We start from the raw sequence: 9,984 nt of genomic DNA on the forward strand, positions 1-9,984 counted from the left end.
GTTTAATTCTTTGTTAAGTTCTGTTTTAGTCAAAAAAAAATTATTAATTTAGAATTCTAAATTTAATCAAAAATGAAGATTCTCAAAATAATAGGGTTATTACTTTTGGTAGTATTTATAATTGCGCAATTTTTTGGACCAGAAAAAAATGATGGTGATATTGCTTCTGTTGGTGCGTTTTTTACAGACACCAATCCGCCAGAAGATGTAAGAATAATTTTGAAAACAGCTTGTATAGATTGCCATAGCAATTATACACGTTATCCTTGGTATAATAATATCACTCCAGTAAATTATTGGTTGGCAGGTCATATAGATCATGGAACAGAGCATTTTAATATCTCTAAATGGAATGACTATTCTGATAAGAAAAAAGATCATAAGTTAGATGAATTAATAGAAATGGTAGAAGCTAAAGAAATGCCATTGCCTAGTTATACATGGACGCATGGAGACGCTAAATTAACACCAAAACAAATTGATGCTGTTATATCTTGGGCTAAAACTGTTAGACTTAAATATGTCTTTTTAAAAGAACCTCAATAATTGAAAAAAAAGCTTTTAATTATTGGTTTTGTTTGGCCAGAGCCTAAAAGTTCTGCAGCTGGTAGCAGAATACTTCAGTTGGTTGAGCAGTTTCAAAATCAAGATTATGAGGTTACGTTTGTTTCTGCAGCAAAAACATCCAATAAAACTTTTGATTTAACTTCGATTGATGTTAACACCCAAGATATTCTTTTAAATGATTCATCTTTTGATGTCTTTATTTCTGAATTAAATCCAGATGCTGTGTTGTTTGATCGTTTTATGACAGAAGAGCAATATGGTTGGCGTGTTACAGAGCATTGTTCTGATGCATTACGAATACTAGATACAGAAGATTTTCATGGTTTACGAAAGGCTAGGGAACTGGCTTTAAAACAGAATATTGAGGTTTCAGTAGAACATTTGCATAATGATATTACCAAACGCGAAATCGCAAGCATATATCGTTGCGATTTAAGTTTAATAATTTCTGAAGCTGAAATAGATATTCTAGCCAATCAATTTAAGATTGATGACAGTTTACTATATTATTTACCATTTTTATTAGAACCAATTTCGGAAAGTGAAATAAAACAATTGCCAACTTTTGAGGCAAGAAAGCACTTCATAACCATTGGTAATTTTTTACACGCACCAAATTATGATGCAGTTTTATATTTAAAACATATCATTTGGCCATTAATTAGAAAACAATTACCAAAATCGGAGTTGCATATTTATGGTGCTTACGAATCTCAAAAAGTATCTCAGTTAAATAACACCAAAGAAGGATTTTTAATCAAAGGATTTGCTGATGATGTTAATGAAGTGATGCAACATGCTAAAGTATGTTTAGCGCCTTTGCGCTTTGGCGCAGGACTAAAAGGAAAGCTGGTTGATGCTATGCAAAATGGAACACCTTGCGCAATGTCCAGTATTGCTGCAGAAGGTATGTTTGGTGAGTTAGAACCCAATGGGTTTGTTGAAGGTGATCCTGAAGCTTTTGCTAGCAAAGCCGTTGAACTTTACAATAACTCTGAAGTATGGAAACAGAAACAACAGATTGGTTTTGAAGTTCTTACTCAACGATTTAATCGAATGAATTTTGAGGCTAAGTTTTCTTCTCATATTAAATCACTTTCAGAACACCTAAAAATACATCGAGAGAAGAATTTTATTGGTCAATTACTGATGCATCAATCATTACAAAGTACAAAGTATATGAGTAAGTGGATTGAAGCTAAGAATGGATGATTTTTGGTGTTTCGTTTAACGTATTTTTTAAGTTAGCCAGCAACTAATTTAAAACAGAGAGAAATCATTAAATTTTCCACAGTGCGTTGTCATATGTAGATTTTTAATTTATCATTGCAGGAAGTATATATTCTTCTATTATTTTTTCTGGTTGTCGTGTTTTTCCGTTTCTATAATTTCCTGATGTTATTACAATCACAGATTCTAACTCTGGAATCACAAAAATATATTGCCCTCCAGCTCCTCTTGCTTCAATAGAATTTATAGCTTTACCATCAATGGTATATGTATAGTGCCACCATTGGTAACCATATTCATTTTTATCTTTTTGATCTTGTAAGCGTGTGTGCTTCTTAAATGATTCTTCAACCCAATTTTCTGAAATAATTTGTTTTTCTTTCCATATTCCTTTGTTAAGATAGAGTTGCCCAAATTTCAGCATATCTCTAGATGTTAAATGCATACCTCCGCCAAAATAAGGTATTGTCTCCGTACCTTCTGTCTGATTTATATAATTTCGAATACCTAATGGTGCAAAAAGCTTTTCATCCATATAGAGTTCTAAAGGTTTATCTAAAGATTCGTTTAAAATTACACCTAGTAGAAATGGATTAGCAGAACCATAGTCGGCATAAGTTCCAGGGGTTTTTACCATAGATGCTTCTAAAACGGTCTTTAACCAATTCTCTGACCCTTGATAGTTATCTTCTTCCGCCATCTTATTTACATCTAATCCAGAACTCATGGTTAACAAATCTTTGATAGTTATTTTATATTTTAAGGGATTTTTGGTGTATTGATAAGCTTTGGGCACAAATTCATATAGTTTTTTGTCAACATTCTCTATAATTTTGTTATCAATAGCTATACCTATTATAGCCGACGAAATACTCTTTGATGCCGAACGCATGTCATGTGGGATATTGTGGTTATATCCATCAAAATACGCTTCAAATACTAGCTTATTGCGTTTTGCAATAAGAATACTATGTGTGTTTTCATATTCTTTCGTGCTAATAACCTTCTCTATTAATTGGTCTAATTTGGCTTGATTAATATTAAAATCATTTATGCTTGCTGTAATCCATCCATCATTTAATTGTTGTGGCTTGTTTGTATTTTGATTTTCTTCAATGCCAGTAACTTCCTGTTTCCAATCAGTTTCAAAACGGTTTAAGTGTGTCTTTGTAAGAAATATATCTCCTAATAAAATTTCTAACTGAATTTCATCTTTTAATAATATTGAACGAAATTTAAATCCTGTTTTTAGACATCGAAAAGATAGAATATTATCTTGCTCTACAAAATTATCTGCCCAAGCGCCAGAAAACCGATGGTCACCTAAGAATGGGTATGCAGCAAGTGTTCCATCTTCATTTTTGTCAATACTTAAGAAAATGGAATCAGATTTTAGGCTGCCATTTATCATAAATGGATTCCAAGTTCCAGTATATGTATTGACTTCATTTTTTCTTAAATTAACGTGATACATGAGCCTTCCAGCATTTACAAATCCAGTTAATTCGTTTTTATCATTTTTGAAATGCAGATTAAAGTGTATGTAGTCATCAATACTAATTTGGATATGATTGTTACTAATTGATTTTAGCTTTTTATTGATTAAAGTTTTAGTGTTGGTAATTGTTATATTGTAAGAATTTGAGCTTAAATCTTTTACTGTAATGCTAAAATTGAAAGCATCTACATTAGGCAAAGTTCCTTCCCAGTTTCCTGCATATTCAGACATGTTTTGTTGAGCACAGCTAGAAAAAAATGATAAAAAAATTAAAAGAAAAAATATTAGATACTTTGTCATAATTCTTGGTTATTTGAATTCAAAAATAATTAAAGAAAAATTCAAAAAATTGTATCAAATTAACATCACTTCCTTTTTTTGAACCCTAATACCTCATATTATCAATATAGTTAATATTAGTTTAAATCTATAATCAGATATTATATAATGTCTCTTTTAATAAAAAAGCACTTCAATACTTCGTGAAGTTCAGTACAGATGTTTTTACCCAATATTAAATGGCGATTAGGTTTTTAAATTTAAAAAATCAAGAGCTGCAAATTGTAAGATTGAAGAGAAGAATAAGTCCTAAACTGTAACACTTGTAGAACTTACTTATCTTTATACAAACCGATTACATGAAGACCTTAACCAAGGGTAATTATTACGGAAAGAAAAAACAAGAAACCTTTGTTAATGGTATTGTACTGTCTGAATACGATTATCTTATTCCTAGAACCGATTGGCATTTTCATGAAAATCCGTATTTTATGTATTTGCTTCAAGGGAATTTGTATGATGTCAATAAAAAAGGAAAAACGGTGTGTCCTTCGGGAAGTTTTTTGCTGCACAACTGGCAAGAGGCGCATTTTAATGCCAAAGAATCACGTGAAGCTAGAGGTTTTCATATAGAGTTTGAGCGTCAATGGTTTGATGATAACAAATTGGATATAGATCTTTGGGAAGGTAGTCAACGTATTGAAAACCCAGAATTACATCATTTACTAGCTAAGTTATATTTTGAATTTAAATGTGAAGATAAATTCTCTAATGTTACCATAGAATTATTACTCTATCAGCTTTGTGAAAAACTAAATACAAAAAATAAAAAGGCTTTAAACAATGAGCCGATTTGGATTAATCCATTGAAAGATCTCATTTATGATAGTGAAGAGCATTTGACCTTAAAATTTCTTTCCCAAGAATTAGATGTTAGCGCAGTGCATCTTTCTAGAGCAATTCCTAAATACTTAGGAACTACATTAGGTGATTATTTAAGACAGCAAAAAATTAAAAAAGCGATTGGTTTTATGATGAATCCTAAGCTATCATTAACAGATATAGCATATCAATGCAACTTTTCTGATCAAAGTCATTTCATTAAAACGTTTCGATTATACTTTGGTAAAACACCAAGAAGTTATAGAAAAGAAATTTTGGGATGTTAAATTCATTCTATTTTAAGAAAGTTCTTAACACTAATTTTGATTATCTAAATTATATATCATGAATAAATACATCATTCTTATTACAGCATTATTAGTAAGTCATTTAGTGAATGCTCAGTTAGATTATTCTAAAGTTAATACCAACATAGATAAGCGACTCGTTACAATGGATAGCACAGTCAATTTTGGTAAGTACGAAAGAATTACGAGTATTCTAATAGCAAAAGACGGAAAAGTTCTTTTCGAAAAGTATTATAATGAAAATGATTCTACTTCAAAGCACAATACAAGGTCGGCTACTAAAACGATGGCAACTTTGCTTACAGGTATTGCTATAGACAAAGGCTTTGTGAATTCTGAAAAAGATAAAATATTCACTTATTTACAAGATAATCTACCAGTAAAAAATCCAGATAAAAGAAAAGGGGACATTACTATTGAAGATTTACTAACCATGACCTCTATATTAGAATGTGATGACAGCAATTGGCATTCTCGCGGACACGAAGAGCGCATGTATTTTATTGAGGATTGGACACAGTTTTTATTAGATCTACCTGTACGCTCGTATCCTTTTGGAGCAAAACCAGAAGATTCACCTTATGGTAGAAGGTTCGCTTATGCTTCTGCAAAATCTGCAGCTGTGGCAGAAATATTACAAAATGCAATTGGTAGTAACTTAGTTGAGTTTGCAAAAGAAAATCTTTTTAAACCATTAGATATTAAGGATTATACATTGCATTATAATCCAAAACAAATTTTTAACACTGCAGGAGGAAGCGAATACAGAAGCCGTGATTTTTTAAAACTCATCCAAATGTGTTTAAATAATGGGCAATGGAATGGAGAACAAATCATTTCTGAAGCATGGATAGAAAAAGCAACGACGCCAAAAGTAAATGCTTATGATGATACAGATTATGGCTATTTACTTTGGTTAAAAAGTTTTGGTGCGGACAAAAAATATAAATCTTATTATATGTCTGGTAATGGTGGTAATAAAGTATTGGCTTGCCCAGAACTCAACCTAAGCGTGGTTATAACTGCGACTAATTACAATAACAGAAACTCACATAACTATACAGATGAGCTGATGAACAAATTTATTATTCCTGTTGTAGAAGGTATGGACTAAACTGGAAATATTCTTAAAGCTCGTTTTAGGTTTTCAATTATGATTTAGTTACAAGAAAATCTAGAGAATTGTTCCGTCGTAAAATTGGGAGGGTTTTCTGAATACACACAGAACAAGCAATTGATAGTTTTCTTAATACCTTGATTCTTGATTTAATAAGTAAGTTTGATTAGGTAATATAACTTCATTTTATTTTTTGTTAATTTGGTTTCTTCTTTTATGTAAAAGTAGATTACCTAATATCTTGTTTATAAGCAAAATATTTTTTGAAATCTTTAAAAGGTTATGATAATGAATAATTTAAGAAAAGGAATAATACTATTTATACTTATTAATTTTCAATTATTGTTTTCTCAATCAAAAGCAATTACCATTGATGGTGTTTTTGATGATTGGACATCAGATCTCACGACATTTGTTGATACAAGTGAAAGTATTAATGGTATTGATTTTTTAGAAATTCAAGTAACAAACGATAGCGAGTTTTTATTTATTAAAATAAAAGCCAATTCAGAATTTGATTTAACTGATAATCAAATTTTACATGAATTAGGAATTTTTATAGATACTGATAATAATACTAGTACAGGTTTTGATATTCAACAAGGTTATGGGTCAGAACTAGGTATTTTATTTACAGAACTCTTTGCACATTATAATGTAACACCTTATTCTCAAGTTGGATTTACAAATATAAAATTAAGAGCAGCTCCAACTGTAACTTCAGATGAGTTTGAAATTGCAATAGGAAGACATGTTATTCCAGATGGAATAAACCCTTTGTTTTCATCTTCAACTATAAAAATACTATTAAAAAATGATAGTAATTTTGATAAAATTCCAAATGTTGGAAGTGTATTCTCATACACTTTCGATGAAACTCCAGTGACACCATATACACCAATTGATATTAATAAATCAGATGGATCTCACATTAGAATTCTTGCATACAATACTTTATTAAATGGCTTATTAGATTTAAATAGAGTAGATAATTTTGAAAATATTATTAAAATATTGAATCCTGATATCGTTGGGTTTATTGAAAGTGCTAGTACATCTGAGTCTTATGTTAAATCTCTTTTTGATGCATGGATTCCCTTAGGTACTACAAATGGTTGGTACGTTGAAAAGCATGGAGGAGAGGTTACAGTTTCAAGATGGGAGATTTTGCAAAGATGGGATGGTTTAACAAGACAATTTCCTGTTTTAATAGATTTGCCAAATAGCTATGGTACTGATTTACTTTTTACTAATGCTCATTTAAGTTGTTGTGGAGCTGATGTAAATAGACAAGACCAAGCAGATCAGTATGCAGCATTTATTTTAGACGCTAAATCAGTAGGAGGTGACATAACATTATCTGAGAATACTCCTTTTGTGTATGGAGGTGATTTAAATCTAGTTGGATTTTCACAGCAACTAGAAACTCTAAAGACAGGAGATATTCAAGATACTGTATCTTATGGTCAAGGTGCTCCATTAGATTGGGATAGTAGTGACTTAACTGAAGAGAACTGTATTCAAACAGATATTAGAATGGGTTACACTTGGAGATCAGATGGTCAAATTTTTCCTCCTGGTAAATTAGACTTTATAATTTTTTCGGACTATATTCTAAATACAGAAAAATCATTTGTACTTCAAACCGAAGTTATGCCTACGAATAGATTGTCTTTATATGGGTTAAATCAATTAGATACAAGTAGTGCTTCGGACCATTTTCCTGTAGTTACAGATTTTTCTGTAAATGAAACTTTAGCAACAAATCAAAATATTTCTTTAAACGTAAAAATTTATCCAAATCCAACACATAAGAATATTACATTATTGTTCAACGAACCTAGTGAATATAATATTAGTTTATATGACTCATTTGGGAGAATTGTTTTAAGAACTAAAACAAAGCTTAATACAATAACATTGGATACGGAATCGTTATCCTCTGGGATTTATTATGTTTCAATTAAGAATGCGCAAAACAGTTCTGAAACATTTAAAGTTCTTAAACATTAACAATTACGCCATATTATCTAGATGAATGTATCCTATTTCTTTTAAAATTATACAAATATTTTTATAGCAGAATTATTTTTTTTCTTCATTTATCGTTTACTATTCATTGAATTCTAGATTGTTTTTTTATGTACTTAAATTAAGTGTTTAAGTTTTTGTTAGATTTATTTTTATTGTATCCCATGAAAATATTAATCCAAATGTTTCTAGATATTCTAAGGATTATTGGTAAAGAAATAAACATAACTAAAACAATAATTAAATAAGAGTATACTAAGTTTAAATTAAAGATGAGATACGCAAATGCAAAGGCTATTCCTCCAAAAATAAGTCCCACAGGATAACTTACATACATTGCTCCAAAAAAGAAAGAAGGCTCTATTTTGTATTTTGTGTTGCAGTGACTACAACGTTCCTCCATAAGTAATGTTCTTGTTACAAGATATGGATTACCTTCTTTATACATACTTTCATTATGGCAAACAGGGCAATTACCTGTTAAAACACTATAAATTTTTGTTCCTTTTAAGAATTTTAAAACCATAACTATTTGTGTTAATTATATAATGTAAATAAAACATGATTTTTTTGTTAAAAAAGCACATATTTTGGTGAAAAACTATATAGCTAAATGTGTAGTTGTATAACACATTGTACAAAAATAGGTTAGTATGATTGATTGTTGATTGTTTGTTTTTCTCCATTTTTTGTATATTTAGGACATTTTGTAGTGTATGATACATTTACCTATTTTAAATATTGAGCAATTTGAGAACGAAGAATCAATATCAAATTTTTATAGTAATGACTTAAGTTCACATTTAAAAAAGAATGAATTAATAGTACATAAGCCACATAGTCACGATTTTTTTTTATGTGTGATTTTTTCTAAAGGAACAGGTGTACACGAAATAGATTTTAATAGCTACAAGGTTGAAACTGGAAGTGTGTTTTTCTTAAAGCCTGGCCAAACGCATAGTTGGAAGTTTGATACAGCTCCTGAAGGCTATATATTTTTTCATACTCAGGATTTTTACGAATTTTATTTTTTAAATACAGAGTTGTCTCAATTTCCATTTTACTATTCTTATGAAAACCCACCAAATCTTCATTTAAATTCTCAAGAACTTATAAAAATAGTGAATAAGTTTAAAGAAATAAATATAGAATATTACCAAAATTCACCATATAAAAAGCAAAAGTTAGTAACCCTTATAAATCTCATATATATTGATTTATCACGTATTTATGCTACTATGCCAAATGATGAAGTCGTTTCGTCATCTTATCTTCTAGCATTAAATAATTTAGAAAAAGCGATTGAGCAATTTTATAAATGTGAGAAATCAGCAAAGTTTTATGCAGATAAGCTAAGTATAACTACAAAACATTTAAATAGAATAACTAAATCTACCATAAATAAAACCACCACAGAGCTTATTACCGAACGCATACTTTTAGAAGCAAAGCGATATATAGTACATTCTAAAAACCCTTTATCTATTACAGCAGAATTATTAGGTTATGATGACTATGCTTATTTCTCTAAATTATTTAAACAAAAGATTGGGCTAACTCCATTAGGATTTAAGAAAAAATATAGCACAATTAATTAACTTTAGAATTTTCTGTTTAAGAATTACAAAAACCTTTTATCTAACATTAATTGAATTTTTTAAATTATTTGTATAATTAAAAAATGTAAAGTATATTTGTCATATAGTAAAAATAATTTTACTTAATATAAAATATATTTGTCAATTATGAATAAAGAAGAAATAATGAATTGTGAGCGCAAGCGGTTTCAGAAGTTCATCAAATTTAGATTACCACATCGCTTTATGACTATTGGTATTGCTATAGCATTATTATCTATTATGATGATGTTTGTTAGAGCTTTTGCTATGGAAGGAGATACAGAGTGGTTAAAGCTATTATTACAAAAAACAGTTTTAGTTGGTATGCTAATTATGTCATTATCTAAAGATAAAATAGAGGATGAGATGACGATTAGTTTAAGAGCACAATCTTACGCAATTGCTTTTGTAGTAGGTGTTATATATGCTTTAGTAATGCCTTATATAGAGTTT

Annotated in this window: 9 protein-coding genes; 7 read left to right on the forward strand and 2 right to left on the reverse strand. The window is 29.6% G+C overall.

The features are described 5' to 3' along the window. Positions 1-72 precede the first annotated feature (72 nt). Positions 73-546 carry a heme-binding domain-containing protein gene (locus tag QZZ53_RS15450; RefSeq protein ID WP_296386332.1) on the forward strand — a complete coding sequence of 158 codons (474 nt, stop codon included), beginning with the start codon at positions 73-75 and terminating at the stop codon, positions 544-546. Next, positions 547-1,779 carry a glycosyltransferase gene (locus QZZ53_RS15455; protein WP_296386334.1) on the forward strand — a complete coding sequence of 411 codons (1,233 nt, stop codon included), beginning with the start codon at positions 547-549 and terminating at the stop codon, positions 1,777-1,779. Between the two features lie 103 nt (positions 1,780-1,882). Here QZZ53_RS15455 and QZZ53_RS15460 read toward each other — a convergent pair whose 3' ends face one another. Then, positions 1,883-3,526, reverse strand: coding sequence for a serine hydrolase (locus tag QZZ53_RS15460; protein ID WP_296386335.1), 1,644 nt, complete (start codon positions 3,524-3,526; stop codon positions 1,883-1,885). A gap of 407 nt (positions 3,527-3,933) precedes the next feature. Between QZZ53_RS15460 and QZZ53_RS15465 the strand changes: the two genes are divergently transcribed. From QZZ53_RS15465 to QZZ53_RS15475, 3 genes are all read left to right on the forward strand, one after another. After that, entirely contained in the window at positions 3,934-4,743 is an 810-nt protein-coding gene (locus QZZ53_RS15465; protein WP_296386337.1) for a helix-turn-helix transcriptional regulator, read from the forward strand. A gap of 58 nt (positions 4,744-4,801) precedes the next feature. Continuing rightward, the gene (locus QZZ53_RS15470; protein WP_296386340.1) at positions 4,802-5,878 is read left to right on the forward strand and encodes a serine hydrolase; all 1,077 of its coding nucleotides are present in this window, start codon (positions 4,802-4,804) and stop codon (positions 5,876-5,878) included. A 291-nt stretch (positions 5,879-6,169) separates the two neighbouring features. After that, a complete protein-coding gene (locus QZZ53_RS15475) occupies positions 6,170-7,894 on the forward strand; it encodes a T9SS type A sorting domain-containing protein (protein ID WP_296386342.1) in 1,725 nt (574 codons plus the stop codon). A gap of 139 nt (positions 7,895-8,033) precedes the next feature. On the opposite strand, the gene QZZ53_RS15480 is transcribed toward QZZ53_RS15475, so the two are convergent. Beyond that, positions 8,034-8,438, reverse strand: coding sequence for a DUF983 domain-containing protein (locus tag QZZ53_RS15480; RefSeq protein WP_296386344.1), 405 nt, complete (start codon positions 8,436-8,438; stop codon positions 8,034-8,036). A gap of 190 nt (positions 8,439-8,628) precedes the next feature. Here QZZ53_RS15480 and QZZ53_RS15485 point away from each other — a divergent pair, with 190 nt between their 5' ends. Further along, positions 8,629-9,510: a helix-turn-helix transcriptional regulator gene (locus tag QZZ53_RS15485; RefSeq protein WP_296386347.1), complete on the forward strand. Its 882-nt coding sequence runs from the start codon at positions 8,629-8,631 to the stop codon at positions 9,508-9,510. 147 nt (positions 9,511-9,657) lie between these two features. After that, positions 9,658-9,984, forward strand: a 327-nt coding sequence (locus tag QZZ53_RS15490) for a hypothetical protein (RefSeq protein ID WP_296386349.1), incomplete at its 3' end; no start/stop codon positions are given.

The sequence above is a fragment of the Winogradskyella sp. genome (assembly GCF_016744625.1).
Taxonomy (GTDB): Bacteria; Bacteroidota; Bacteroidia; order Flavobacteriales; family Flavobacteriaceae; genus Winogradskyella.

What these genes read in the sequence shown, in the direction of transcription:
- QZZ53_RS15450 (WP_296386332.1), top strand. Translation starts at nt 73, where the DNA reads ATGAAGATTCTCAAAATAATAGGGTTATTACTTTTGGTAGTATTTATA.
- QZZ53_RS15460 (WP_296386335.1), bottom strand. Translation starts at nt 3,526, where the DNA reads ATGTCTGAATATGCAGGAAACTGGGAAGGAACTTTGCCTAATGTAGAT.
- QZZ53_RS15465 (WP_296386337.1), top strand. Translation starts at nt 3,934, where the DNA reads ATGAAGACCTTAACCAAGGGTAATTATTACGGAAAGAAAAAACAAGAA.
- QZZ53_RS15470 (WP_296386340.1), top strand. Translation starts at nt 4,802, where the DNA reads ATGAATAAATACATCATTCTTATTACAGCATTATTAGTAAGTCATTTA.
- QZZ53_RS15475 (WP_296386342.1), top strand. Translation starts at nt 6,170, where the DNA reads ATGAATAATTTAAGAAAAGGAATAATACTATTTATACTTATTAATTTT.
- QZZ53_RS15480 (WP_296386344.1), bottom strand. Translation starts at nt 8,438, where the DNA reads ATGGTTTTAAAATTCTTAAAAGGAACAAAAATTTATAGTGTTTTAACA.
- QZZ53_RS15485 (WP_296386347.1), top strand. Translation starts at nt 8,629, where the DNA reads ATGATACATTTACCTATTTTAAATATTGAGCAATTTGAGAACGAAGAA.